We start from the raw sequence: 24,777 nt of genomic DNA, 5'->3' as shown, positions 1-24,777 counted from the left end.
CCCCCGCGCGGGAGCCTCCTGACCCCACCACACCGACCCTCCCCGCTCTTCAGGCACTCGCGCGGGCTCAGGCTCGATTGGCTTTCACCTGCCTGAACCCGCGTGATCGCCTGTTCCGGGACGCAGAAGCAGACTCAAGCGCGGTCGGGGGTGTGCACGCGTGCGAGGAAGCGGTCCGTGCGGGGTGAGGGTCCGCGAGGGTCGAGCAGCGACACGGCGACCGTGACCCCGGTCGCCAGCGGGATCGTCCAGGCGGCGGGCTGCGCGAGGTAGGGCGCCGCGACGCCGACCCCGTCCACGGCGGCGTGCACGAGCAGGGCGAGCCCGGTCGCGAGACCGCCGCACACCATGCCCGCGACCGCCCCACGCGCGGTGAGGCCCCGCCACCACACGCCCAGCAGCACCACGGGCGAGAGCGTCGACGCCGCCACGACGAACACCACCCCCACGCTCGACACGAGCCCCGCGGGAACCGTGAGCAGCGCGACCCCCAGCGGCACGAGCGCGCACACCACCGCGGACAGCCGGAAGGAGCGCACGGAGCCGGAGAAGACGTCCTGGCTGATGACCCCCGCGAGCGAGACCACGAGTCCGGCCGAGGTCGCCAGGAACGCGGCGAAGGCCCCGGCGACGATGAGGGCCGTCAGCAGCTCGCCGGCCGGCCCGGGGAACACCCGCGACGGGAGCTGCAGCACCACGGTGTCGGCGATCCCGGGCCGCGCGAGGTCCGGGGCGGCGATCCGCGCCAGGAGCCCCATCGCGCTCGACACGGCGTAGAACGCGCTCACCATGGCGATGACGATCACGGTCGTCCGCCGCGCGGAGGCCCCCGTCGGGCTCGTGTAGAACCGCACCAGGACATGCGGCAGACCCATCGTGCCGAGGAGCAGGGCGAGCAGCAGCGACGCTGTCTCGTAGGCGTCGAAGCCCGACGGCCCGGCCTCCGCGGGGAAGACGAGCGCGGGATCGAAATCGTGCGGGCCGCCGCTCAGCGCGAACGCGATGCACACCACCGGCACGAGGAGCGCCGTGAGCTTGAGCCAGTACTGGAATGCCTGCACGAAGGTGATCGCGCGCATCCCGCCCGCGGCGACCGCCGCCGCCACGAGCACCGCGATCGTCACGGCTCCGACCCACTCCGGCAACCCGGCGACCACGACGAGCGTGATGCCCGCGCCGTGCAGCTGCGGCACGATGTAGAGCCAGCCGATGATGAGCACCGCGAGGCTGGTGACCCGGCGCGCGGTCGTCGAGTCGAGCCGGGCCTCGACGAAGTCCGGGATCGTGTACGCCCCGCTGCGGCGCAGGGGCGCGGCGACGAAGACGAGCACGAGCAGATACCCCGCGGCGTATCCGATGGGGAACCAGAACCCGCGGGCGCCGTCCAGCAGCACCAGCCCGGAGAGGCCGAGGAAGGTGCCAGCGGAGAGGTACTCGCCGCTGATGGCCGAGGCGTTCCAGACCGGGCGCACCGTGCGCGACGCCACGAAGAAGTCGCTCGTCGTGCGAGACACCCGCAGCCCGTAGACGCCGATGAGGAGGGTGGCGATGACGACCAGGGCGACGCCGACGAGGTCGAGCACGGCGTTCATTCGCGGTCCCGCAGAGCGCGGTACCGCCGCTCGTTGCGGACCGCCGTGCGCACGTACAGCACCGCGAAGACGAGGATCACGGGGTAGAACGCGAAGGCCTGGAGAAGCCATGACAGCGGCAGCCCGCCGAGGACGACGGCGTCGATCTCGGGGATGAGCGCGATCCCGAGCGCCAGAGCGACGACGACAACCACGAAGCCGGCGACGGTGCCCAGGGCGAGCCGGAGCTGGCTGCGCATCAGGGCGCGCGCGTAGACGGCATCGGCCTCCGCGACCGGTGCTCCGGGCAGCGCGATCCCCCGCGTGGCGGCGGAGGAGCGGCGCGGCGGGGTGTCCGCGGTGACCCGCACCCGCTTCGGCGCCTCGGTCATGCCGTCCCCTCGCCCCGCACGAGCGCCTCCCGCACCGCGGGGACGAGCCTCCTGCTCACCGGCAACACGGCCGCGCCGACGACGACCGTGGGCTCCCCGCCCGACAGCCGCGCCTCGGTCACCGCGGCGATCCGGACGAGCGTGGAACGGTGGATGCGGAGGAACCCCACGGGCGCCCATCGGGTCTCGAGCTCGGAGAGGGGGACGCGCACGAGGTGGCCGGGGCCGTCGTCCTCGGTGTGCAGGCGCGCGTAGTCGCCCTGCGCCTGCACCCAGCGCACGTCGCTGCGCCGCACGAACCGCACCGCCGCGCCCACCGTCACCGGCAGCACCTCGTCCTCGCCGCGCGGCGTGGCTTCCTGCGCGACCACCCTGTCCACGGCACTCCGCAGCCGTTCCCGCCGGACGGGCTTGAGGAGGTAGTCCGCGGCGCGCAGCTCGAATGCCTCGACCGCGCGGGCCTCGTCGGCGGTGACGAACACGACCGCCGGCGGCTCCGCGAGACCGAGGAGCGCGCGGGCGAGCTCCGTGCCGAGAAGGCCCGGCATGTGGATGTCGAGGAAGGCGATCCGCACCGCACGCGCGGAGAGCTGACGCAGCGCGTCGGCGCCGTTGCCCGCGGTGAGGATCTCGCCGATGCGCGGGTCGGCGCGCAGCAGATGCACGAGCTCGTCGAGGGCCGGCTGCTCGTCGTCGGCGACGAGGACGTCGATCATGCCGCTCCTCAGTCGTCATCCGGGTCGTGGAGGGGCTGCGATTTCGGGACTCGCATGCGCACCAGGGTACCCGCGCCGGCGTTGGTCTCCACGACCAGCCCTCCCCCGCTTCCATAGACCTGACGGAGCCGGGTGTCGACGTTCCGCAGACCCACGTGACTGCCCTCCTCCCGCGCGGTCAGCAGCGCGCGCAGGCCGTCAGGGTCCATGCCCACGCCGTCGTCCTCGACGAGGATCTCGGTGTGCGTGCCGTCATCTCGGGAGGTGATGCGGATCTCGCCGCCGCCCTCCCCCGGCTCCAGGCCATGCCGCACGGCGTTCTCGACGAGCGGCTGCACCGAGAGGAACGGGATGACCGTCGCGAGCGTCTCCGGTGCGATCTGCAGCGTCACCCGCAGGCGGTCGCCGAATCGCGCGCGCTCCAGTTCGAGGTACGAGTGGATGCTGCCCAGCTCCTCCGCGAGCGTGGTGAACTCCCCCTGGCGACGGAAGGAGTATCGGGTGAAATCGGCGAACTCGAGCACGAGGTCGCGGGCCCGGTCCGGGTCGGTCGTGATGAACGACGCGATCGCGGTGAGGGCGTTGTAGATGAAGTGCGGGGAGATCTGCGCGCGCAGAGCCCGGAGCTCCGCCTCGGCGAGCTGGGTGCGCGAGGCCTCGAGTCCGCCGAGCGCGACCTGCGCCGCGCACCAGTCGGCGACCTCCTCCGCCGCCCGCACGAGCGCAGCGCGCACCGGGGACGCGAAGGCGACGACCACCCCGACCGGCACCCCGTCGACGAGGATGGGCGCGCCGACCGCCTCCAGGTCGTCCGTCCGCGACGGGGCGGGGAACACCTGCCGCCGCCCGGACCCGCGCACCTGGGCGGCGATGCGCACGGCGGCGGATTCGAGCCCGTCCGCGGCGCCGTCGAGCGTGACCGTGTCGTCGTCGCCGACGATGGCGACCGCAGCGCTGCCCAGCAGGGCCCGCAGGTGCCGGGCGGCCTTGACCGCATCCGGCCCGGTCAGTCCGCCGCGGAGGTGCGGGGCGGCGAGGCTCGCCTGATGCAGCGCACGCAGCGCCCCCTGCTCCGCCTCGCTGCCGAGGTCGGCGGACCCGCGGGCGAACCGGCGGGCGAGCAGCAGCAGCGCCGTGAGGGCGATGCCGCCGAGCGCGCCGAGGACCGCGGCGAGGACGACGTCGTTCATGCGCTCAGCCTAGGGACGCGCGCGCGGAATCAGCGACCCGCGCTTCGACAGGCTCAGCGACCCACCCTGGGTCCCTGAGCCTGTCGAAGGGCCCTGAGCCTGTCGAGGGGTCAGCAGCAGCGGGCACCGGGATTGCGGTCCTGGTCGTCCATGCGCTGACGCCAGAACTGCCGCTCCGTCAGCGGCTCCTCGCCCGGATGATGCCGACGGTGATGGGCGACGTACGTGGCGTACGCGGTGTCGCCCATCAGCGTCGTCATGTACCAGCGGATGCCGCGGCCGACCCGGCCGAGGGCGCTCCACAGCGCCCGCAGCGGGGAGGTCGCGGCATCCGTCCGATCCATCGCGTGAGTCATCTCAGTGCCGTGCCGCCGCGCGCTCTTCGGCGAGGATCGGCTCCCACTGCTTCTCCAGCTCGCGCTCCTCCGCGTCGGGGAGGAACCCGGCCGGGGCGAAGCGGCGCGACGGCACGGGCGGGTCCTCGGTGTTCTCGCCGCCGCCGTTGCGGATCGCCTTCGCAGTCGCGATGACGGCCATGACGATGACGATGATCGCGAGCACCACGAAGATGATCGACAGCGTGCCCTGCACCGCGGTGTTGCGGATGACGGCCTGCAGCACCTCCGGTGCGCCGAGCGTGGTGTCACCGGAGTTCAGCGCCTCCAGGTAGCGGAAGTGGTTCGCCCAGTATCCGATCGCCGGCACCGGCGAGAAGATCTTGTAGAGCGAGGCCGTGATGGTGACGACCGCGGTGAAAGCGAGCGGCAGCGCGATGATCCACAGCCACCGGAAGTAGCTGCGACCACGCTTGGCGACGATGGCCAGCACCACGGCGAGCGCGATCGCCGCGAGCAGCTGGTTCGCGATGCCGAACAGCGGGAAGAAGGTGTTGATGCCGCCGAGCGGGTCGGTGACGCCGAGGATGAGGATCGCTCCCCAGCCGGCGACCATGATCGCGGTGCAGATCCACACCCCGGGACGCCAGGAGACGTCGCGGAACTTCGGGAACCAGGCGCCGATCGAGTCCTGCAGCATGAAGCGCGCGACTCGGGTTCCGGCGTCCACCGCTGTGAGGATGAACAGCGCCTCGAACATGATCGCGAAGTGGTACCAGAACGCCATGAGCGCCTGCCCGCCGAGGGCCTGCTGCATGATGTGGGCGAGGCCGAGCGCGAGCGTCGGAGCGCCACCGGTGCGCGAGACGATCGATTCCTCGCCGACCGCCGCAGCCGTGCCCGTGAGCATGTCGGGAGTGAGGTTCACCCCGGTCAACCCGAGCGAGTTCACGAAGGCGACCGCTCCCTCCACGGTGCCCCCGGTCGCGGCGGCGGGGGCATTCATCGCGAAGTAGATGCCCTGGTCGATCGAGATCGCGGCGACGAGGGCCATGATCGCGACGAACGACTCCATGAGCATGCCGCCGTAGCCGATGAACCGGGTCTGCCGCTCCTTCTCCACGAGCTTCGGTGTGGTGCCCGACGCGATCAGCGCGTGGAATCCGGACAACGCGCCGCACGCGATCGTCACGAACAGGAAGGGGAAGAGCGGACCCGCGAACACCGGTCCCATGCCGTTCTCGCCGAAGATGCTGACCGCGGGGACCGAGATCTCCGGCCGCACGAGGATGATCGCGCCGGCGAGCATGACGATGACGCCGATCTTCATGAACGTGGAGAGGTAGTCGCGGGGCGCGAGCAGCAGCCAGACCGGCAGCACCGCGGCGATGAACCCGTAGATGATGATGCCCCACGCGATCGTGGTGCGGTCGAGGTGGAAGATCGCCTGGCCCCACTCGGTGCCGGCGACCCAGCCGCCGCCGATGATCGCGGCCATCAGCAGCACGAAGCCGATGATCGAGACCTCGGTCACCTTGCCGGGACGCAGGTAGCGCAGGTACACGCCCATGAAGAGGGCGATCGGGATGGTCATCGCGACGGAGAAGACGCCCCACGGGCTCTCGCCGAGCGCGTTGACGACGACGAGCGCGAGGATCGCCACGATGATGAGCATGATGAGCAGCGAGGCGATGATCGCCGCAGTGCCGCCGATCTTGCCGAGCTCCTGCCGCGCCATCTGGCCGATGGTCCGGCCGCCGCGACGCATCGAGAAGAAGAGCACCGTGTAGTCCTGCACGGCTCCCGCGAGCACGACGCCCACGATGATCCAGATGGTGCCGGGGAGGTAGCCCATCTGCGCCGCGAGCACGGGGCCGACGAGCGGGCCGGCGCCGGCGATGGCGGCGAAGTGGTGGCCGTAGAGCACCCGGCGGTCGGTGGGGACGTAGTCCTTGCCGTCCTGCTTCACCTCGGCGGGCGTGGCCCGGCGGTCGTCGGGGCGGGTGATGTACCGCTCGATGACCTTCGAGTAGAAGCGGTAGCCGATCAGGTAGGTGCAGACGGCGGCGAACACGAACCAGATCGCGTTCACGGTCTCGCCGCGCACGATGGCGAGCATCACCCAGGCGACGCCGCCGAGGAGGGCGATGGCCGTCCACAGCAGGATCTTCGGCAGGGTCCAGCGGCGGCTCTTGGCCTCGTGCTCCGCGGAGAGGGCGACGGGTGGGAGGTTCGGGTCGGTCTCGATGACGGGGTCGTCGTCGACGAGCCCGGCGCCGTCGCGGCGGCGCGACGAAGGTGCGGTCATGGGGTTCTCCTCTGGGGGCGCATCATTGCGTCTCCCCACGGTAGGGAGTGCGTCCCGCCGTCGCACCCGGATCCGGGCACGCTGCGACGAGCGGCGGCGGCCATGCGACGAACGGATGCCCGGCAGTCCCCGCCCCGACCGGATGCACGACCCGGAGACGACGGCACGGCCGCCCGACGGATTCCGTCGTGCGGCCGTGCCTGAGTCGTGCAGACGATCCCGGATCACCCGGGGGCGTCGGTCTCCGGGGGCGGGGTCGGCTCCGGGGTCGGCTCCGGCGCGGGAGTCGGATCCGGGGTCGGCGACGGCTCCGGAGTCGGCGACGGCTTCGGCGCGGGGGTCGGCGTCGGCGCGACCTCCGCGGGCGTCGTGACCGTCACCACGGTGCGCACGGCCGAGTCCCCGTACTGGACGAGTCCGAGGTAGCGGGTCCCGGCGGTCAGACCGGTCCAGCTCAGCTCGTAGCTCGTCTCCTGCCCGCGGACCGCGGCGATCGGGTTCGGCGTCGCGGTGAACGAGCCCTCCCCGTCCGGGAGCACGTTGGCGTAGGTCATGTCCCACGTCATCGGCCCGGTGGTGGAGTACACGTTCGCCACGACCAGGTAGGTGCCCGCAGTCGGCGTGGGGATCGTGACCTGCTCGTCGGCCGAGCCCGTGGCCGACTGCCAGCGCTCGTAGTAGCGCAGGTCGTCGGGGCTCACCACCCGGTAGACGGTGAGGTCCAGGTCACTGCCCTCGTCGTCGGACGAGTCGAGATCGAACCGGGAGAGCGTGGCGCCCTCCGGCACGTCGACGATCCAGGACACGTCCTTGTTCGCGTCCCCCGAGTTCTCGTTCCCCGAGTGCCCCTCGACGGGGTTGTCCGGGTCGCTGAGCAGCTGGAACGGGGTGAGACCCGAGACGCCCAGCGCCAGGTCGCCGTCGAGACCGGGGATGATGTCCACCGTCGTGCTGCCGTCGACACCGCTGCCGGTGACCTCGGCCGGGGCATCCGCCGTGACCGGGAACACCGCGATCGGCGAGCGCACCGTGTTCTTCTTGCTCGTCCAGGTGAGGGAGCCGGTGGCCCACTGCTCGACCGGAGCGGTGGTGCTGTCGAACGTGACCGTGAACGTCTTCGTCTGTCCCGGCTTGTCGAAGGCGAGCTGAGAGGGAGTGACGGTGACCTTCACGCCCGGGACCGAGGCCTTCGCGGTGAACACGCCCTTCTCGGTCGAGGTGACCGAGCGGGTGACGGTCTGCGCGCTGGCCAGGGAGCCGATGGAGATCGATGCCTGGTTCAGGTCGCTGCCGTCGATGGGGTCGATGCCGGGGAAGTCCGACAGCCCCTTCCCGTCGAGGAAGGCCGCCCAGTCCTTGAAGCCGTTGAGGTACAGCAGGCCCGGGTTCAGGTAGCGCTTCGCGTCGATCTGCCCCGCACCCTGTTCGAAGGGGTCCGTGTTCTTCGAGCCGTCGGGCAGCACCGTGTCGTACGCGGTGGTCATCATGGCCGAACGGATCTCCGCCGGAGTCGCTCTCGGGTGCTCCCCGAGGTACAGTGCCCCGAGGCCCGCGATGTGCGGGGAGGCCATCGAGGTCCCGGAGAGGATGCCGAAGGTCGGCTCCTCGCCCGGCGCGTTGTGCGTGGCGGCGAGGATCGCGACGCCGGGAGCGGCGATGTCCGGCTTGAGGACGTCGGTGCCGTCGGCCAGGACCGGCCCACGGCTCGAGAAGCCGGCGATCTGCGGGGTCGGGGTGGTCACCCCGGTGGTGTTCTCACCGACGAGGGTGATCGGCCGATCGACACCGCCCTGCACGTAGGCGAGCACGGCTGCGCGGTGCACGGCGTTCAGGTGCACCGTCGGCACCGCGTGGAAGTCGTTGTCTAGCGAGTCCGCGCCGCCGGGCACGTTCACCAGCACCATGCCGATGCCTCCGGCGTCCTTCACGACCTGGGACTTCTCCGCGCGCGCGTTGCCGCCGCGGTCGCAGACCACGATGTGCCCCGCGACCTTCGTCGGGTCGAGGGTGCCCGGCAGGCACAGCTGCGCATCCACCGCACCGGGCGCCGCGGCATCCACGGCGGCGATGGAGGGCCCGGAGACGCTCTCCCCGAACGGCACGCTCACCGATGCCCCGGCCTCCTCGAAGCCGTCGAACTGCACCGTGCCTTCCCACGTGGGGATGGTGGAGGCGGCGACCGTCGTGTACCACGGCGAGGCGTGGTCGGCGGTGACCGGATCGGGACCGTCGTTGCCGGCGCTGGTCGCGACGAAGACGCCGGCGGCCGCGGCGTTGAGGAACGCGAGGTCCTCCGGCGCCATCACGGTGCTCGCGGCGCCGCCGCCGATCGAGTAGTTGATCACGTCGACACCGTCGGCGACGGCCTGATCGATCGCGGCGACGAGGTCGCTCAGCGCGCAGATGTCATCGGTGGTCACGGTCGTGTCCGGACCGACGTAGCAGGCCTTGTACGCGGCGACCTTCGCTGCGGGCGCGACGCCCGAGATGGTCCCGAAGTCGACGCCCTCGACCGCGGCCTCCACTCCGAAGTCGCCCGCGGCGGTGCTCGCGGTGTGCGAGCCGTGGCCGTCGCCGTCGCGTGGGGAGAGGTAGTCGTACTGGAAGTCGAACCCGGCGGCCTGCGCTCCCGCGAAGAAGTACTGCCCGCCGATGAGCTTCGTGGAGTAGTCGCGCTCATCCCAGTCCTGGCCGTCGACCATCGCGCCGCGGAACTGTCCGCCGTCGGACTTGTCGAAGTACACGTAGGTGCCGTCGGTATAGGGATCCGTGCCCTTGTGGCGGCTGTTCTGCTTCTTCTGCTGCTTGAGCTTCTTGCCCTCGAACGAGGGGTGCTCGGGAGCGATGCCGGTGTCGATCACGCCGACCACGACACCCTCGCCCGCCTTCTTCACGCCTCCGGTCTGCTGCCACACCCCGCCACGGCCCTTGCGGTCGTCGCCGAGGCCGAGGTAGTCCGTGGAGGTCTGCGCATCGGGGTGACGGATCTCGTCGGGATACACCCCCAGGACGTCCTTCGAGGCACGGAGCTGGTCCACCTGCTCACCCGAGAGGTCGGCGCTGAACCCGTTGAGCACGACCTGGTAGGTCGTGTCCGGCGTGACGCCGACGTCGTTGATGAGGCTCTTCTGCTCGGACTCGAGGTGCTTGACGTACCGCCGCGCGTCCTGCGACTGCGTCTCGAGCTGCTCGCCTTCGTCGGGCTTCGTCGCCTTGAGTCCCTTGACGTCGCCTTCGTAGCTGGCGAGGGGATCGGCCTTCATGATCACGATGTAGTGCCCGGGGGTCCCCGCGACCGGAACGGGGTGCGTCACCTCCCCGGTCGCTGCGTAGCCTGCGGTTGCCGTCGATGCGATGAACAGCGTCGCCAGGGTGGTGGCTGCTGCGATCCGAAGGGGTGTTCGACCCATATCTCGCTCCTGATGATCCGATGATCCCGATGCCGCCTCGTTGCCGCACCGCGGCTCACGATAGACCCGCTCCTCGGCGCCGGATCGAGAACTGAACGATGGTCGAATCCCGATCGCGCCGATCGGTCAGGGTGGACGACGGCCGGGTCTCCGAATGTCGCCAGTAGGCTGGAGACGTGGCCCGTACCTCCGTCCTGTCGACCAGAGTGCTGCTGATCTGCGCAGCGATCGGTGTGGCAACGGGCATCCTCGGCGGCATCGCCGGATGGGTCACTCCCCTCCTCCTGGCCAGCCCGCTGCTGTTCCTCTACGGCCTCGTGCTGGGCTCGCACGTGCTGCCGGGCATCATCGCGCAGGAGGTGCTGCGGCTGCCGCTCGTGGCACTCATCACGCACGTGTTCGCCGCGCTCATCGCGAGCGCCTTCAACCCGGCGTGGTCGTTGCGGTTCATCGGCACGGCGCTGCTGTTCGGCCTCATCCAGGAAGGTGTCGCCGCCCTCACCCGCTATCGCTCCTGGGGTGCCTGGCGGTTCTTCGTCTCGGCGGTCGTGATCGGCGTCGTCGTGGCGGTGGCGGTGTTCTTCGCGGCGAACCTCGCGGTCCTGCCGCTCTGGGCCCAGCTGCTGTACCTGACGATCTCCGTGCTCGGCCCGGTGGCCTGGACGGCGATCGGCCTCGCCATCGGTTCGGCGCTGCGCACCGCCGGCGTCGCACGCCGCTGATCGCGGAGGTGCCCTGCTGGCAACACAGGTAAGGCTCAGCTAAGTTAGAGGCACACCCTCCGTCGAACCCGGGACCTGCCGTGCGCCCATCCGCGCCTCTCCTCCGCGTGCGCGAGCTCACCCTCACCCACGCGGATGCCGCGCATCCGTCGCCCCGTGACGTGACCTTCGACATCGAGCCCGGTGAGGTCGTGCTGCTGCTCGGCCCGTCCGGCTCCGGGAAGTCGACGCTCACGCTCGCCCTCAACGGCCTCATCCCGCACGCGCTCCCCGCGACCATGTCCGGCTCCGTCGAGGCCGGCAGTGTCGACACGACCACCGCGCACACCGCGACCCTCAGCACGTACGTCGCCATGGTCTTCCAGGACCCTGACGCCCAGATCGTCACGGGGACGGTGTACGACGAGGTGGCTTTCGGCCCTGAGAACCTCCTGCTCCCGCTCGGCACCGTGCGGGCCCGCGTCGAGGATGCGCTGCGGCGGGTGGGCCTGTGGGAGCGCCGGGACGACAACCCGGACCACCTGTCCGGCGGCGGCCGACAGCGTCTCGCCATCGCCTGCGCCCTCGCGATGGGCTCCCCTCTCATCGTGCTGGACGAGCCGACCGCGAACCTCGACCCGCAGGGGATCGACGACGTGTATGCGGCGCTGACCGAGGTCGTGGCCGCCGGGGACCGGGCGATCCTCCTCGTCGAGCACAACCTCGATGCGGCGATGCGCTTCGTCACGCGCACCGTCGTGCTCGACCGCGAGGGCCGGGTGGTCTTCGACGGTCCGGCCGCCGAGACCATCCGGGCGCATGCCGACGAGCTCGTGGCGATGGGGGTCTGGCTGCCCGCCGCAACGCTCGCTGCGCTCCGCCTCCGCGACCGGGGGATCGTCCTCGACCCGCTGCCGCTGACGCCCGAGGCACTGGCCGCGGCCCTGCCTGCCGGTCCATCCCGCGCGTCCTCGATCCTCGCCGACGCTCCTCCCGCCGTCGACCGGGAGCCGATCATCCGGGCGCGCGGCCTCACCGTCTCGCGGCGCCGCACCGAGATCCTGCACGGGGTCGACCTCGACATCGCCGCGGGGAGTCTCACCGCGATCGTCGGGGCGAACGGCGCGGGCAAGACCACGCTGATCCAGGCCCTCGCGGGGGTCGTGCCCCCGCCGAAGGGCCGGGTCTCCGTCGACGGCGTCGACCCGGGCACCGCCTCCCCCCGGGATCTCGCGGCCCGGATCGGCTTCGTGTTCCAGAACCCGGAGCACCAGTTCATCGCCGCCACCGTGTTCGACGAGCTCGCCCACGGGCTCCGGCTGCGCCATGTGCCGGACGCCGAGGTCAGCGCTCGCGTGACGGAGATGCTCGAGCGGTTCGGGCTCACGCACAAGGCCGACGTGCACCCGTTCCTCCTCTCCGGCGGCGAGAAGCGACGACTCTCGGTGGGCACGGCCCTCATCACCCGTCCTCCCGTCCTCGCCCTCGACGAGCCCACCTTCGGGCAGGACCGCGCCAGGGCCGCCGAGCTCCTGGACCTGCTGGAGAGTCTCCGGGCGGACGGCACGACCGTCGTCATCGTCACCCACGATCTGCAGCTCGTCGCGGAGCACGCCACCGACACGGTCGTCCTCGCCGACGGGCGGGTCCGGGCCGCGGGCCCCACGGCGGCACTGTTCTCCGATCCCGCGATCCTCCCCTCCGCCGGGTTGCGCGTCCCCGCCCTGCAGCGGGTGCTCGCCGAGGCCGGGTGGGAGGTGACACCGTGACGATGTCCACGCTCGATCCGTATGCGCCGCTCGTGGCCACCTCGCGGCGGCAGTTCCTCTACGGCCTCAATCCGTTGGCGAAGGTCGCCGGCTTCGCCCCCGCGATGCTGCTCCTCGTCTTCGTGCGCGACCTGGCCACCCCGGCCGCCTTCCTCGTGCTCGCGTACGTCCTCATCCTCGTCGGGGCGCGGGTGACGGGCCGCCTCCTCGCGCTGCTCCTGCTCGGTCTGCCCGCGGGCATGCTCGCGATCGGCGTCGGCTTCTCGCTGTGGGTCGACGCGGCCCTGGTCGCCGACACAGCCCCCGTCGTGACGATCGGCGACTGGACCCTCTACGGAGGCGCCCTCCTCATCGGCTTCGCCACGGCGCTCCGGCTCGGATCGATCGTCGCGCTCGCGCTGGTCGGCGGCCTCACCACCAGCGGCTCCGATCTCGTGCGTGCGAGCGTGCAGCAGCTGCGCGTGCCGTACCGCATCGGGTACACGGCCCTGGCCGCCTTCCGCTTCGTGCCCCGGTTCGGGCACGAGCTCGCCGTCATCCGCGCCGCGCACCGGGTGCGCGGTTACCACGGCGGCCGCGGCCCCTTCGCGCGGATCGCCCGCGGCTGGGGATACATCGTCCCTCTGCTCGCGGGCGCCATCCGGCACGCGGAGCGCGTCGCCCTCGCGATGGACTCCCGGGCGTTCGGCGCGCATCCGACGCGGACCGAGCGGCACCTCGTGCCGTTCCGCACGAGGGACACCGTCTTCACCGTGTTCATGCTCGCCGTGTCAGCCGCGATCTTCGCCGTCTTCTTCCCCTGGCAGCTCCCCTGAAAGGTGCCCGCATGGCATTCAGCAAGATGGTCAAGCCGGAGACGGCCGAGCTCCTGCACCTCACGGTTCTCCGCACCGAACGGCTCGCGCCGCACTGGGTGCGGGTGACCCTGGGCGGCGGCGAGATCGACCGCTTCCGCCCGATGGGCTACGACCAGTGGTTCCGGCTGTTCCTGCCGATCGGCGGCGAGGCGGGGCTGGAGCGGGTGCCCGCGAAGGCGAACCGGATGTTCGGGTACCTGAAGTTCCTCCGCATCCCCGACGGCGAGCGCCCCGTGATGCGCAACTACACCGTGCGCGCCTACCGCCCGGCCACGGCCGAGACCGGCGCCGAGCTCGACGTCGACTTCGTCCTGCACGGCTCGGCGGCCGACGGCACCGCCGGTCCGGCGTCCCGATGGGCGGAGACGTGCGCCCCCGGCGAGCACGTCCTCATCATCGACGAGGGCCTGACCTTCAACCCCGAGCGGGGCACCGATCGGGTGGTGCTCGTCGGCGACGAGACCGCCCTCCCCGCGATCGCGTCGATCAGCGCCTCCCTGCCGACCGACGCCTCGGGCACGGCGATCATCGAAGTCCCGTCCGCGGAGGACGCCCTGGAGTTCGCGCACCCGTCGGGGCTCGAGGTGGTGTGGGTCGTGCGGCCTCAGGAGATTCCGCCCGGGGCCCTCGCTCTGGACACCCTCGCTCGTACCACTCTGCCCGCCGCGCCGTTCCATGCCTACGCGGCGGGAGAGCAGGCGCTGGCCTCCGGCGTCCGCAAGCAGCTCGTCGGCGAGCGCGGCGTCGACAGGAACGCCGTCAGCTTCTGCGGCTACTGGAAGATCGGTGCCGCCTCCCCCGCCTCGAAGGCCGCCCGCGAGGCCGCCGCGGAGCCCCGCACGTAATCCCGGGGCACAGCTTCGGAGCTAAGACACGACACGCCGGGGCGGACGATGCCGCCCCGGCGTGTCGATGGGGATCTCCGAAGCTGTGCCCGGGGACGTCAGCGCTTGCCGGCGATCTGACGCCCGACGATCTCGCGCATGATCTCGTTCGTGCCGCCGTAGATGCGGTGCACACGGGCGTCGAGGAAGGCCCGGGCGATGGGGTACTCGGTGATGTAGCCGTAGCCGCCGTGGAGCTGGACGCCGGCGTCGAGCACCTCCCACTCACGCTCGGTCGCCCAGAACTTGACCTTCGCGGCTTCTTCCGCCGAGAGCCTGCCGTCCTTGTAGGCCAGCAGCGCGCGGTCGATGAAGGCCCACAGCGCGTCGACCGTGGCGGACATGTCGGCGATGGTGAAGCGGCTGTTCTGGAAGTCGATGATGCGCTCCCCGAAGGCCTCGCGGTCCTTGGTGTACGCGACGGTCCAGTCGAACGCGGCCTGCGCGGCGGCGGCTCCGGCCACGCCGATCGAGAGGCGCTCGAGCGGCAGGTTCATCATGAGCTGGATGAAGCCCTTGCCCTCGACGCCGCCGATGAGGTTCTCCTCCGGCACGAACACGTCGCTGAACGACAGCTCGGCGGTGTCATGGCCGTGGAAGCCCATCTTGGACAGCTTCTTGCCGTTGTCGAATCCCTCCATGCCCTTCTCGATGAGCACGAGGCTGAACGCGTCGGGACGGTTGCCCTCGCCGGTCTTCACGAACGTGACGACGAGGTCGGCGGTCGCGCCCGATGAGATGAACGTCTTCGCGCCGTTGACGATGTAGCCGCCGTCCGTCTTCTTCGCCGTGGTCTTGATGCCGCGGAGGTCGGAGCCGGCGCCGGGCTCGGTCATGGCGAGCGCGCCGACGACCTCACCGGTGGCCATGCGGGGCAGCCACTTCTCCTTCTGCTCCTGCGTGCCCATGTGCACGAGGTACGGCACGGCCAGGTCGTCCTGGATGCCGAAGGCCCCGGCGAGCGATCCCGCTCCGGCCGCGATGACCTCTTCGTTCACGATCGCGCGGAAGCGGTAGTCCTGCAGCATTCCGGCGCCGCCGAACTCCTCCGGCACGGAGAGCCCGATGATGCCGGCCTCACCCGCGGCGCGCATCGTGGCGCGGTCCACCTCGCCGGCGGCGTCCCACTTCTCGATCGCCTCGTGCGTGACGTGGCGCTTGACGAAATCCTTGACGAGGTCGCGGAATGCCTCGTGATCCTCTTCGTAGATGTCGCGTTCCATGCCGTCCTCCCGAACGTGTCGTGCGTCGTTGCTCCGGCGAGTCTACGGCGGGAACACGGGGCAGGACAGGCGATTGTGAGAATGCATCCCATCGTGGGTGGGACTGGGTATCGCCTTTGTGGAATGCCTCAGTGCGAGCGGATCACACCCCTGCCGCGCCGGCTCAGTGGTCGTAATCGGGCGCCGCCGGGAGCCCGAAGAACTCCTCCAGCGTGTGATAGCCGCCTTCGTGATACGCCGCCGCGAGCTCCCTGCCGACGTAGCGCAGGTGCCAGGGCTCCGGGGCGTACCCGGTGACGGGCGTGCCGACCTGTTCGTAGCGCACGATGAACCCGTACTCCCAGGCGTGCGCCGCCACCCACTCGCTCTGACGCGTCGCGCCGAAGCCGTCCAGACCGCCGCAGCCGTCATCACAGGCCACGACGTCGAGGGCGAGACCGGTCTGATGCTCGCTGTGACCCGGTCGCGCCGAGCCGGCATCCGCGTCCGCCTGCCCCTGGTCCCGCACGTGCGCACCGTATGTCGCGACCTGGAGGCCGTAGGAACGGTAGCCGTTGTTCGCGCCAATGCGTCCGACCCCGGCCGCCCCGGCGGCGTCCGCCATGCGCCCGGCGGCGTCGGCGACCTCCGCGCGCACCCGGCCCGACGGGGTCGTCATCTGCAGCGGCACCTGGCTCAGTCCTTCGGGTTCGTAGGCGGCGGGTTCGAGCGGACGCCCCTTGTTGACCACGACCCAGATCCGGGCGGGATCGCTGAGCGAGACACAGGGTGCATTACCGGCGATCACCGCCTCACGGAAGCGCGCTCCACCGCCGAACCCCGCGACGGTGGCGGCGTCGTCCCCGGCCGCGATCGCAGCCTGCACCACGGGGTCGGCGCAGGGGTCCGCCGCAGGGGTCGCCGTGTTCTGCACGGTCGGTACCTGCATCACCGCGACGGGGCGCGGGAGCGGTGGGGATGCCACGGGGGTCGCGGCCGCCCCGGTGAGCGAGAGCACCACGCCGATCGCGGTCACCGCCAGCCCGACCGGCAGGGCGGGTCCGAAGATCGGGGAGCGCGGCGCCGCATGCTGAGCGTACGGCGAGGAGGGCATGCCCCCATTCTTCCATTCGAACATCAGTGCCACACTCACTTGACTTCGATTCGATTCTTTGTTCGACTGGGAGGATGCGGTGGCAGGGACAGAAACTCGCGGACAGCGACGAGGCGGCATTGCCGGGCCTCGAGAACCGTTCGAGCGTCCTCCGCACGGTGACCACACCGGAGTTCGCCGGCATAACGTTCCACGAGGTGCTGTCGAAGTCAGCGCTCAACCACGTCCCCGGGGCGTCGCGCATGCCCTTCGTCTGGACCATCAACCCCTATCGCGGCTGCTCCCATGCGTGCACCTACTGCTTCGCCCGGGGCACGCACGAGTACCTCGACCTCGACGGCGGCGCGGACTTCGACACCCAGATCGTCGTCAAGGTCAATGTCGTCGAGGTGCTCGAGCGGGAGCTGCGCCGCGGGAGCTGGCAGCACGAGACAGTCGCCCTCGGTACGAACACCGACCCGTACCAGCGGGCCGAGGGGCGCTATGCCCTCATGCCCGGCATCATCGAGGCGCTGGCGGCGTCGGGCACCCCGATGTCGATCCTGACGAAGGGCACGCTGATCCGTCGGGACATCCCGCTGCTGAAGAAGGCGGCGCAGCGTGTGCCGGTCGACGTGCAGATGTCGATCGCGATGTACGACGACGCGCTGCAGAAGGCGATCGAGCCGGGCGCCCCGACCACGCAGGCCCGCCTCGACACGGTGCGCGCGCTCGCCGACGCCGGCTTCCCCGTCACGGTGTTCCTCATGCCGATCATGCCGCATCTGACCGACTCCCTTCCCGCGATCGACGACGCCCTCCGCCGTATCAAGGCCGCCGGAGCGCGGAGCGTGATCTACGGGGCCCTGCATCTGCGTCCGGGAGTCAAGCCGTGGTTCTTCCAGTGGCTCGGTGAGAACCGTCCCGATCTCGTGTCGTCGTATCGCGGGCTCTATCCCGGGGCCTCCGTCGAGGCACCGAAGCCGTACCGGCAGTGGCTCGCCAAGCGCGCTCGCCCCCTCATCCGGATGCACGGGCTCGACGGCCGGCACGAAGACGACTATCCGCGGCGCGGGTCCCGCCCGGGCCAAGGGCATGTCCAGACGGAGACGCCGCCGGCCGGGCCGGTCATGTTCACGCCGAGCGGCCGCGCGGCCGCCGCCCCGCCGCAGCCGATGCTGTTCTGACCCGGTCGGCCGGAGGGCGCGGCTCCGCGTAGGCTCGAGGATCATGGCGATCGGTTCGACAGTCCACACGTTCGAGATGCAGCTCGCCGACACCGATCGCGGGGTCTACGAAGACGTCTCGCTCCGGGCCGCCCGGCATCCGTCCGAGACCGACGCGTACATGCTCACCCGGGTCCTCGCCTACGGGCTCGAGTTCGCGGAGGGCGTCGCGTTCGGCGGCAGCGTCTCCGACACGGAGGAGCCCGCGGTGCTCGTGCGCGACCTCACGGGCCGAGTCACCGTCTGGATCGAGGTGGGCGCTCCGGATGCCGCGCGGCTGCATCACGCCTCCCGCCTCGCGGACCGGACAGTGGTCTACACGCACCGCGACCCGGCCAAGGTCATGGCGCCGTGGGCCGACAAGCGCATCCATCGTTCCGAGGACATCCGTGTGTACAGCTTCGACCCCGGCTTCATCGACAGCGCTACGCCCCACCTCGCCCGCCGGAACACCCTGACCCTCACGGTCACCGAGCGCGTTCTCTACCTCGACCTCAACGGCACGTCCCTGACGACCACCCTCCACGAGCACACCCTCCCCTGACACCCCGGCTGCCCGCGCACCTTCCCGGTGCGGAGTGCGAAAAGGCCCCGGAGACCGAAGTCTCCGGGGCCTTTCTGATCCCGAACGCGTCAGGAGGTGAGTTCCGCGGCGGACGGCACGCGCCCCGCGATCTCCTCGATCACGTCGTCGTCCACGCGCGCCTGCTCGAACGGCGCCTCGATCTCGGCGCGACCGAGCAGCTCGGTCATCCGACGCTGGCGCTGCCGCGTGATGAGCGTGACGACCCGGCCCGAGCGCCCCGCGCGACCGGTGCGACCCGAGCGGTGCAGGTACGTCTTGTACTCGTCCGGTGCGTCGGCCTGGACCACGAGGTCGATGTCGTCGACGTGGATGCCGCGCGCGGCCACATCGGTGGCCACGAGGACGTTCACCCGGCCCGAGGTCAGCTTCTCCAGGTTCCGCGTGCGCTTGGCCTGGTTGAGGTCGCCGTGCAGCGAGACCGCGGGGATGCCCGCGTCGTCGAACTGGTCGGCCAGCATGTCGGCGTAGGCACGGGTGCGGGCGAAGACCAGGGTCTTGCCCTCGCGGTCGACGAGGGAGGTGAGGATGTCGGCCTTGTCGCGGTGCTCGATGACGAGCACCCGGTGCTCGATCGTGCTGGAGCCCTGGTCTTCGCCCGCGACCTCGAACACGGCGGGGTCGACGAGGAACTCGTCCACGAGCGCCGCGACCTCGCGGTCGAGCGTCGCGGAGAACAGGAGCTTCTGGCTGCCCTCGGCCGTGCGGCGGAGGATGCGCTGGACGGGCTCGACGAACCCGAGCTCGCACATGTGGTCGGCTTCGTCGAGCACCGCGATCCGGCAGTCCGACAGGTCGAGCTTGCCCTGGTTCATCAGGTCCTCGACGCGGCCGGGGGTGCCGATGACGATGTCGACGCCCTTCTTCAGCGCGCCCACCTGACGACCCTGCGGCACACCGCCGTAGATCTGCGTCGTGAACAGGCCCACGCTCCGGGCGATCGGCTGGATGGTCCGGTCGATCTGCAGCGCGAGCTCGCGCGTCGGGGCGAGGATGATCGCGCGCGGCGAGCGGCCGAACTCGCGACGCTTGCCCGCCTGCGACTTCAGCACCCGCTCGACGAGCGGCGCGCCGAAGGCGATGGTCTTGCCGGAGCCCGTGCGGCCGCGGGCGAGCACGTCGCGCCCCTCGAGGACGGCGGGGATGCTCGCCGCCTGGATCGGGAACGGCGTCGCGGCCCCCATGCCGTTCAGGGTCTCGGTGATGTTCGAGCCGAGGCCGAGATCGGCGAACGTGATGCCCTCGACCTCGACGGCCTGCACGGCCTGCGCCTCGAGGCGCTCGTGGACGACGTCGTCGGCCTGCTCGAACGCCGCCTTCGGCTTCGCGTTCCAGTCGTTGCGGGTCGGACGCTCGTCGCGGCGGGGGCGCTCGTCCCGACGCGGACGCTCGGTACGGTAGGCCCCGCCGGTCGACGGCCGCTCGCGCCCGCCCTCGAAGGAGCGCTGCGTGCGGTCGCGGTCGAAGGCGCGGCGGGCACGGGCGGCGTCGTAGGAGCGGTCGGCCCCCTGGTCGTTGCCGCGGGCGCGGTCGCCCCCGCGGTCATCGCGCCGCGGACGGTCGTCGCGGTCGAAGCGCGGACGCTCGTTCCGGCGATCGTCGAAGCGCGGGCGGCCCCCGTCGCGGTGGTCGCCGTCGCGGAAGCCCTGTCGCTGCGAGCCGCCGCGGTCGTCGCGCCGCGGACGGTCGTCGAAGCGGCCGGCCCCTGCGCGGTCGTTGTACCGCGGACGCTCGGAGCGGTCGTCGAACCGGCCGGCGCCTGCGCGGTCGTCGCGGCGGTGCGGGGCCTCGCGGCGTCCGGACTCCGCACGGTTGCGGATGCCGCGGGCCTCGTCGCGGCCGGCGCGCTCCTGAGAGCTCCACCGACGCTTCGGCGCACCGGACTCGGTCTCCTCCGGGCGATAGCCGCGGTGGCCGGGGCTGCGGCTGCCGGGGCGGCGGTCGTACCCGCCGGTCACCCGGGAGTCGCGGTCCTCGCGAGCGGGACGCTCGTCGCGGGCCGTGTCCCGACCACCGGTCGGTCGGTGGCGGTCGTGGAACGAGGTCTTCTTAGCGCCGTAGCGCGGCTCGAAGTTCGCGGCGGCGCGACCGCCACGGGGCTTCTTGTTCTTGGGCATTCGGGTGTCCTTCTTGCGTTCTCGCACGAGAACAGCGCTGCGCGCACGCGCGAGCACTCCGATCCAGCGGAGTCCGGACGATCTGCGGCCGGGGCCATTCCTGTGATGGTTGATTCGCGTCGATCGACGCGCACCATCGGCCCCTGGACTCACACTTCACACACTGAAAAACGTCCGCGCCCTGCGCGGGTGTCCGAAGCCGACCGCCCCAGTCTACCCGGCGACCCTGGGAGACCCCCGCACTCCGGCGGCCTGCGGCACTACGATGTCGAGGTGAACTCCGTCTCTCCCACCGGCACCCAGGTCCACCTCCGCCTCGGCGACGTGACCGCGCAGATCGCCCAGGTCGGCGCCTCGCTCCGTGGCCTGCGCATCGGCGAGGTCGACCTCGTCTCGCCCTACCCGCTCGACGTCCCGACGCCGTCGTGCTCAGGAGTCGTGCTGACACCGTGGCCCAATCGGGTGCGAGATGGCCGCTGGGACGACGAGGGCACCGTCCGTCAGCTCGCGATCAGCGAGCCGAAGACCACCACCGCCAGCCACGGGCTCCTGCGCTACACCGCCTACGCGGTCGAGCAGACGGAGGGAGCCGCGACCCTGCGCGCGACCGTCTTCCCGCAGACCGGCTACCCGTACCTGATCGAGACGTCCGTCGCCTACGTCCTCACCGCGGACGGCATCGAGGTCACGCACACGCTCACCAACTGGTCCGACTCGGCGGCTCCGGTCGCGCTCGGCACGCACCCGTTCCCGACGATCGGCGACGTCGACCCGCACGACCTCGTCCTCCGCGTCCCGGCCCACACCGTGTTCGAGACGGACGACCGCATGCTCCCGACCGGCACCCGTCCCGCCGACCCCGACCTGCGCGAGGGCGTCCGGGTCGGCGACGTCTCGCTCGACACCGGGTTCACGGACCTCGTGCGCGACCCCGACGGCCGCGTGCGGCACACCCTCACCGCGCCCGACGGCCGGACCGTCACGCTCTGGCAGGGCGAGGGCTTCGACTTCGTGCAGGTGTACACCGCGACGAACTACCCCGGAACCCCGCTCGCCGTCGCGATCGAGCCGATGACCGCTCCGGCGGACGCGTTCAACAGCGGCCTCGGGGTGCGCCGTCTGGCTTCTGGCGAGACCTGGACGCTGGAGTGGGGCCTCTCCTTCGCTTGACCGCGGTTCACAACTCAGGAGAACCCACGCGGAAAGGCCCCGATCCTCGTCTCACCGACGGAATCGGGGCCTTTCTCCTGAGTTGTGAACGCTCGGCTACTCGCCGTGGTTCTCGCGCAGCTCTCGGCGGCTGACCGGTGTGCCGTCCGCATGGACCGGAACCGGGGCGGCATCCTCGTGGTGCTCGCCCTTGCGGGCCCGGCGGCGCTCCCGCGCCCCCTCGACGAGGTTGTACAGCGTCGGCAGCACGATGAGCGTCAGCACCGTGGAGGAGACGAGTCCGCCGATCACCACGATGGCCAGCGGCTGGGAGATGAACCCGCCGTGCCCCGTGATCCCCAGCGCCATCGGGGTGAGGGCGAGGATCGTGGCGAGCGCTGTCATGAGGATCGGGCGCAGACGCTTCTCCCCACCTGCCATCACGGCATCCGCGGTCGACAGCCCCTTCTCCCGATACTGGTTCACGAGGTCGACGAGCACGATCGCGTTCGTCACCACGATGCCGATGAGCATCAGCACACCGATCAGCGAGGCCACGCCCAGCGGCACGCCCGTGACGATCTGCAGCAGGATGGCTCCGGTCGCCGCGAACGGCACCGAGATCAGCAGCAGGAGCGGCTGCCGCAGCGACTTGAACGTCGCCACCATCACGACGTACACGATGAGGATCGCGGCGAGCATCGCGAGGCCGAGCTGCGCGAACGAATCGGCCTGCTGCGAGGCGACGCCGCCGACCTCGGCCGAGGCGCCGTCCGGGAGGTCCGCCGCGGCGAGCGCCTCGGTGACCGACTGTGTGGCGACCGCGAGGTTGTCCGATGCGGGCGGCACGGTGACGGTCGAGGTGCGGCGTCCCTGCTCGGTGGTGATCGAGGTGGGGCCGTTGCGCTGCTCGACGGTCGCGATGTCCTGCAGCGGCACGATGCCCGCCGCGGTGGGGATCGCGAGCTGCTGGAGCGCGGCGACGGTCGTCGGCGGCTCCGGGTTGACGAGGTATACCGTCAGCGCGGTGTCGTCGATCTCGACCGATCCGATCTGCTGCGGACGCATCGTGTTGGACACGATCGACCCGACGGCGACCTCGGACAGCCCGACCCGCGCGGCGGCCTCGCGGTCCACGACCACGGCGATGTACGGCAGGGCCTCGGCGAGGTTGTCCGTGACCTGCCCGATTCCCTCGCGGCCGTCGAGCTCCTCCACCACGGCGGAGGTCGCGGTGGCGAGGTCGTCGCCGTTCGCCGCCGTCACGGTGATCTCGATGTCGCTGGAGCCGAAGCCGGCGGACGCCGCGACGTTGACCTCGCCGACCTCGTCGCCGAGGCCGTCGATGGCATCCTGCACCTCGGCACGCAGCTTCTCCTGGTCGGCGTCGCCGTCGGTGAGAACCGAGTAGGTGATCCCCGCGCCGCCGGAGAACGCGTCGCGCAGCGCGGACCCGCTCGACCCGATGGAGGCCTGCACATGCTCGATGCCGTCGACGTCGAGAAGGGCCTCCTCGACGGGGGCAGCGGCATCGGACTTCGCCTGCAGGCTCGCGGTCGGCCCGAGGTCCTGCGTCACGGTCATGGTGTTCTGACCGGAGTCGCTGAGGAAGTTCACCTTCATCAGCGGGGCGGCGGCGAGCGTCCCGGCGAGGACCACCACCGCGAGTGCCACCGTGATGCCCGAGTGCTTCAGCGTCCAGCCGAGGATGGGGCGGTAGCCGCGCTGCAGCCGCGTCAGCGGGGCCGCCGGGTCCTCCGGGTCGATCGCGTTCCCGCTCTCGTCGAGGAGCGGCTTGCCGGGCTTGAGGAACCAGTACGCCAGCACCGGCACGATCGTCAGAGCCACGAAGAGCGAGGCGACCATGGCGATGGTGACCGTCATCGCGAACGGACGGAACAGCTCGCCCACCATGTCGCCGACGAACACGATCGGCAGGAACACCGCCACGGTCGTGATGGTCGACGCGGTGATGGCCGCGGCGACCTCGCGCACCGCGAGACGGATCGCATCGCCCTTGTCCGCGTCGCCGACGTAGTGGCGCTTGATGTTCTCGATCACCACGATGGAGTCGTCGACCACGCGGCCGATCGCGATCGTGAGCGCTCCGAGGGTCAGCACGTTCAGCGAGTAGCCGAATGCCTGCAGCCCGATGAAGGTGATGAGGACGGACGTCGGGATGGAGATCGCGGTGACGAGCGTCGAGCGCACCGACATCAGGAACACGAGGATCACGAGCACGGCCATCACGAGGCCGAGCAGACCCTCCGTGGCGAGGGTGTCGATCGACTGCACGATGAACGGCGCCTGGTCGAACACGACGGTGAACTCGGCGTCCGGGAGCGCTTCCCCGATCTCGTCGAGCGCGGCCAGAACCCCCTGCGACACCTCGACCGTGTTGGCGGCGGGGAGCTTGGTGATGGAGATCGACAGGGCATCCTCGCCGTCGACCCGGGAGATCGAGGTCACCGGGTCCGACACCTGGGCCACCGTCGCGACGTCGCCGATGGTCACCGCGGTACCGACGAGAGGCAAGGCGGCGATCTCGTCGACCGAGGTGATCTTGGCGCCGGTCTGCACCGTGAGGGTCTCGCCGTCCTCGGTGATCTCACCGCCGGGGAAGAGGGTGCCGTTCTGCTGCAGCGCGGTGCTGATCGCCTCGCTGCTCTGCCCGGCCGCGCCGAGCTTCGCGAGGTCGGGGGTGATGGTGATGCGCTGCCCGACGCCGCCGACGATCTCCGCCGCGTTCACCCCGTCGACGTCCTCCAGATCGGGGATCGCGACGCTCTCCAGCTGCGCCTGGGCGTTGTCCGCGTCCTCGAAGCCCGTGACCGCGACCTGGATCACCGGGAAGTCGTCGATCGAGACCGAGAGCACCTGCGGCGTGACGTCCTCCGGAAGCTGCGAAGAGATGCGGTTGATCGCCTGCTGGATCTTCTGCTCCGCGGTCGCGAGGTTGGTGCCGTACGAGAACATCGCCTGCACGATCGAGACGTTGGTCGTGCTCGTCGCGGTCGTCGACTCCAGGTCGGGCACGCCCTGGATGGCGGACTCGATCGGCGTCGAGACGTCGTTCTCGACCACCTCGGGCGAGGCGCCGGGGTAGGTGGTCATGACCACGAGCGCCGGCAGCTCGAGCGACGGGATGAGCTCCTGCTTGAGGTTGGTCAGCGCGAGCCCGCCGAACACCGCGGCGACGATCGTCACGAGCGCGATGAGGGCGCGGTTCTTCAGGCTGAGGATGGCGAGTTTCGACAAGGCGGGGTCCTCGGTG

General features: G+C 71.0%; 18 protein-coding genes. 7 read left to right on the top strand and 11 right to left on the bottom strand.

The features are described 5' to 3' along the window. Nucleotides 1-134: 134 nt before the first annotated feature. The 7 genes from AB0310_RS12285 to AB0310_RS12255 form a co-directional block, all read right to left on the bottom strand. Nucleotides 135-1,592, bottom strand: a complete 1,458-nt coding sequence (locus AB0310_RS12285; RefSeq protein WP_187663138.1) for a sodium/solute symporter — start codon at nucleotides 1,590-1,592, stop codon at nucleotides 135-137. Then, complete coding sequence (locus tag AB0310_RS12280; protein WP_105949188.1) at nucleotides 1,589-1,963, bottom strand: heavy metal transporter; 375 nt, start codon at nucleotides 1,961-1,963, stop codon at nucleotides 1,589-1,591. The genes AB0310_RS12285 and AB0310_RS12280 overlap by 4 nt, the downstream gene beginning before the upstream one ends. Beyond that, nucleotides 1,960-2,679: a LytR/AlgR family response regulator transcription factor gene (locus AB0310_RS12275; protein WP_187663137.1), complete on the bottom strand. Its 720-nt coding sequence runs from the start codon at nucleotides 2,677-2,679 to the stop codon at nucleotides 1,960-1,962. The genes AB0310_RS12280 and AB0310_RS12275 overlap by 4 nt, the downstream gene beginning before the upstream one ends. Before the next feature lie 8 nt (nucleotides 2,680-2,687). After that, nucleotides 2,688-3,869, bottom strand: a complete 1,182-nt coding sequence (locus tag AB0310_RS12270) for a sensor histidine kinase (RefSeq protein ID WP_268777680.1) — start codon at nucleotides 3,867-3,869, stop codon at nucleotides 2,688-2,690. Nucleotides 3,870-3,979: 110 nt separating this feature from the next. After that, on the bottom strand, nucleotides 3,980-4,213 hold the full coding sequence (locus tag AB0310_RS12265; protein WP_232089162.1) for a YbdD/YjiX family protein: 234 nt from the start codon (nucleotides 4,211-4,213) through the stop codon (nucleotides 3,980-3,982). A gap of 13 nt (nucleotides 4,214-4,226) precedes the next feature. After that, nucleotides 4,227-6,512, bottom strand: coding sequence for a carbon starvation CstA family protein (locus AB0310_RS12260; RefSeq protein ID WP_187663134.1), 2,286 nt, complete (start codon nucleotides 6,510-6,512; stop codon nucleotides 4,227-4,229). Between the two features lie 224 nt (nucleotides 6,513-6,736). Next, the gene (locus AB0310_RS12255; protein ID WP_366237346.1) at nucleotides 6,737-9,922 is read right to left on the bottom strand and encodes a S8 family peptidase; all 3,186 of its coding nucleotides are present in this window, start codon (nucleotides 9,920-9,922) and stop codon (nucleotides 6,737-6,739) included. A gap of 176 nt (nucleotides 9,923-10,098) precedes the next feature. Here AB0310_RS12255 and AB0310_RS12250 point away from each other — a divergent pair, with 176 nt between their 5' ends. From AB0310_RS12250 to AB0310_RS12235, 4 genes are all read left to right on the top strand, one after another. Continuing rightward, nucleotides 10,099-10,644: an ECF transporter S component gene (locus AB0310_RS12250; protein ID WP_187663132.1), complete on the top strand. Its 546-nt coding sequence runs from the start codon at nucleotides 10,099-10,101 to the stop codon at nucleotides 10,642-10,644. Nucleotides 10,645-10,724: 80 nt separating this feature from the next. Beyond that, complete coding sequence (locus AB0310_RS12245) at nucleotides 10,725-12,392, top strand: ABC transporter ATP-binding protein (protein ID WP_268777682.1); 1,668 nt, start codon at nucleotides 10,725-10,727, stop codon at nucleotides 12,390-12,392. A 2-nt stretch (nucleotides 12,393-12,394) separates the two neighbouring features. Further along, on the top strand, nucleotides 12,395-13,207 hold the full coding sequence (locus tag AB0310_RS12240; protein WP_366237447.1) for an energy-coupling factor transporter transmembrane component T: 813 nt from the start codon (nucleotides 12,395-12,397) through the stop codon (nucleotides 13,205-13,207). An 11-nt stretch (nucleotides 13,208-13,218) separates the two neighbouring features. Beyond that, nucleotides 13,219-14,094 (top strand): siderophore-interacting protein, encoded by an 876-nt coding sequence (locus tag AB0310_RS12235; protein ID WP_268777684.1) that lies wholly within the window; start codon nucleotides 13,219-13,221, stop codon nucleotides 14,092-14,094. Between the two features lie 98 nt (nucleotides 14,095-14,192). Here the strand turns inward: AB0310_RS12235 and AB0310_RS12230 are convergent, their stop codons facing one another. Beyond that, the gene (locus AB0310_RS12230) at nucleotides 14,193-15,356 is read right to left on the bottom strand and encodes an acyl-CoA dehydrogenase family protein (RefSeq protein ID WP_187663129.1); all 1,164 of its coding nucleotides are present in this window, start codon (nucleotides 15,354-15,356) and stop codon (nucleotides 14,193-14,195) included. Between the two features lie 163 nt (nucleotides 15,357-15,519). Next, nucleotides 15,520-16,449 carry a M15 family metallopeptidase gene (locus AB0310_RS12225; protein WP_259952830.1) on the bottom strand — a complete coding sequence of 310 codons (930 nt, stop codon included), beginning with the start codon at nucleotides 16,447-16,449 and terminating at the stop codon, nucleotides 15,520-15,522. Nucleotides 16,450-16,523: 74 nt separating this feature from the next. Here AB0310_RS12225 and AB0310_RS12220 point away from each other — a divergent pair, with 74 nt between their 5' ends. Further along, the gene (locus AB0310_RS12220; RefSeq protein ID WP_366237345.1) at nucleotides 16,524-17,615 is read left to right on the top strand and encodes an Rv2578c family radical SAM protein; all 1,092 of its coding nucleotides are present in this window, start codon (nucleotides 16,524-16,526) and stop codon (nucleotides 17,613-17,615) included. Between the two features lie 43 nt (nucleotides 17,616-17,658). After that, the gene (locus AB0310_RS12215) at nucleotides 17,659-18,198 is read left to right on the top strand and encodes a YaeQ family protein (RefSeq protein ID WP_280569113.1); all 540 of its coding nucleotides are present in this window, start codon (nucleotides 17,659-17,661) and stop codon (nucleotides 18,196-18,198) included. A gap of 89 nt (nucleotides 18,199-18,287) precedes the next feature. On the opposite strand, the gene AB0310_RS12210 is transcribed toward AB0310_RS12215, so the two are convergent. Further along, nucleotides 18,288-20,354 (bottom strand): DEAD/DEAH box helicase, encoded by a 2,067-nt coding sequence (locus AB0310_RS12210; protein WP_313366661.1) that lies wholly within the window; start codon nucleotides 20,352-20,354, stop codon nucleotides 18,288-18,290. Between the two features lie 273 nt (nucleotides 20,355-20,627). Between AB0310_RS12210 and AB0310_RS12205 the strand changes: the two genes are divergently transcribed. Next, nucleotides 20,628-21,524 carry an aldose 1-epimerase family protein gene (locus AB0310_RS12205; RefSeq protein WP_259952847.1) on the top strand — a complete coding sequence of 299 codons (897 nt, stop codon included), beginning with the start codon at nucleotides 20,628-20,630 and terminating at the stop codon, nucleotides 21,522-21,524. 96 nt (nucleotides 21,525-21,620) lie between these two features. Here the strand turns inward: AB0310_RS12205 and AB0310_RS12200 are convergent, their stop codons facing one another. After that, nucleotides 21,621-24,761: an efflux RND transporter permease subunit gene (locus tag AB0310_RS12200; RefSeq protein ID WP_366237344.1), complete on the bottom strand. Its 3,141-nt coding sequence runs from the start codon at nucleotides 24,759-24,761 to the stop codon at nucleotides 21,621-21,623. Nucleotides 24,762-24,777: the final 16 nt, after the last annotated feature.

It is taken from the genome of Microbacterium meiriae (assembly GCF_040702565.1).
Taxonomy (GTDB): domain Bacteria; phylum Actinomycetota; class Actinomycetes; order Actinomycetales; family Microbacteriaceae; genus Microbacterium; species Microbacterium meiriae.
Note: the sequence above shows the minus strand (reverse complement) of the source record. Positions and strands in the feature narration are given on the sequence as shown.

What these genes read in the sequence shown, in the direction of transcription:
- AB0310_RS12285 (WP_187663138.1), bottom strand. Translation starts at nt 1,592, where the DNA reads ATGAACGCCGTGCTCGACCTCGTCGGCGTCGCCCTGGTCGTCATCGCC.
- AB0310_RS12280 (WP_105949188.1), bottom strand. Translation starts at nt 1,963, where the DNA reads ATGACCGAGGCGCCGAAGCGGGTGCGGGTCACCGCGGACACCCCGCCG.
- AB0310_RS12275 (WP_187663137.1), bottom strand. Translation starts at nt 2,679, where the DNA reads ATGATCGACGTCCTCGTCGCCGACGACGAGCAGCCGGCCCTCGACGAG.
- AB0310_RS12270 (WP_268777680.1), bottom strand. Translation starts at nt 3,869, where the DNA reads ATGAACGACGTCGTCCTCGCCGCGGTCCTCGGCGCGCTCGGCGGCATC.
- AB0310_RS12265 (WP_232089162.1), bottom strand. Translation starts at nt 4,213, where the DNA reads ATGGATCGGACGGATGCCGCGACCTCCCCGCTGCGGGCGCTGTGGAGC.
- AB0310_RS12260 (WP_187663134.1), bottom strand. Translation starts at nt 6,512, where the DNA reads ATGACCGCACCTTCGTCGCGCCGCCGCGACGGCGCCGGGCTCGTCGAC.
- AB0310_RS12255 (WP_366237346.1), bottom strand. Translation starts at nt 9,922, where the DNA reads ATGGGTCGAACACCCCTTCGGATCGCAGCAGCCACCACCCTGGCGACG.
- AB0310_RS12240 (WP_366237447.1), top strand. Translation starts at nt 12,395, where the DNA reads ATGTCCACGCTCGATCCGTATGCGCCGCTCGTGGCCACCTCGCGGCGG.
- AB0310_RS12235 (WP_268777684.1), top strand. Translation starts at nt 13,219, where the DNA reads ATGGCATTCAGCAAGATGGTCAAGCCGGAGACGGCCGAGCTCCTGCAC.
- AB0310_RS12230 (WP_187663129.1), bottom strand. Translation starts at nt 15,356, where the DNA reads ATGGAACGCGACATCTACGAAGAGGATCACGAGGCATTCCGCGACCTC.
- AB0310_RS12225 (WP_259952830.1), bottom strand. Translation starts at nt 16,449, where the DNA reads ATGCCCTCCTCGCCGTACGCTCAGCATGCGGCGCCGCGCTCCCCGATC.
- AB0310_RS12220 (WP_366237345.1), top strand. Translation starts at nt 16,524, where the DNA reads ATGCGGTGGCAGGGACAGAAACTCGCGGACAGCGACGAGGCGGCATTG.
- AB0310_RS12215 (WP_280569113.1), top strand. Translation starts at nt 17,659, where the DNA reads ATGGCGATCGGTTCGACAGTCCACACGTTCGAGATGCAGCTCGCCGAC.
- AB0310_RS12210 (WP_313366661.1), bottom strand. Translation starts at nt 20,354, where the DNA reads ATGCCCAAGAACAAGAAGCCCCGTGGCGGTCGCGCCGCCGCGAACTTC.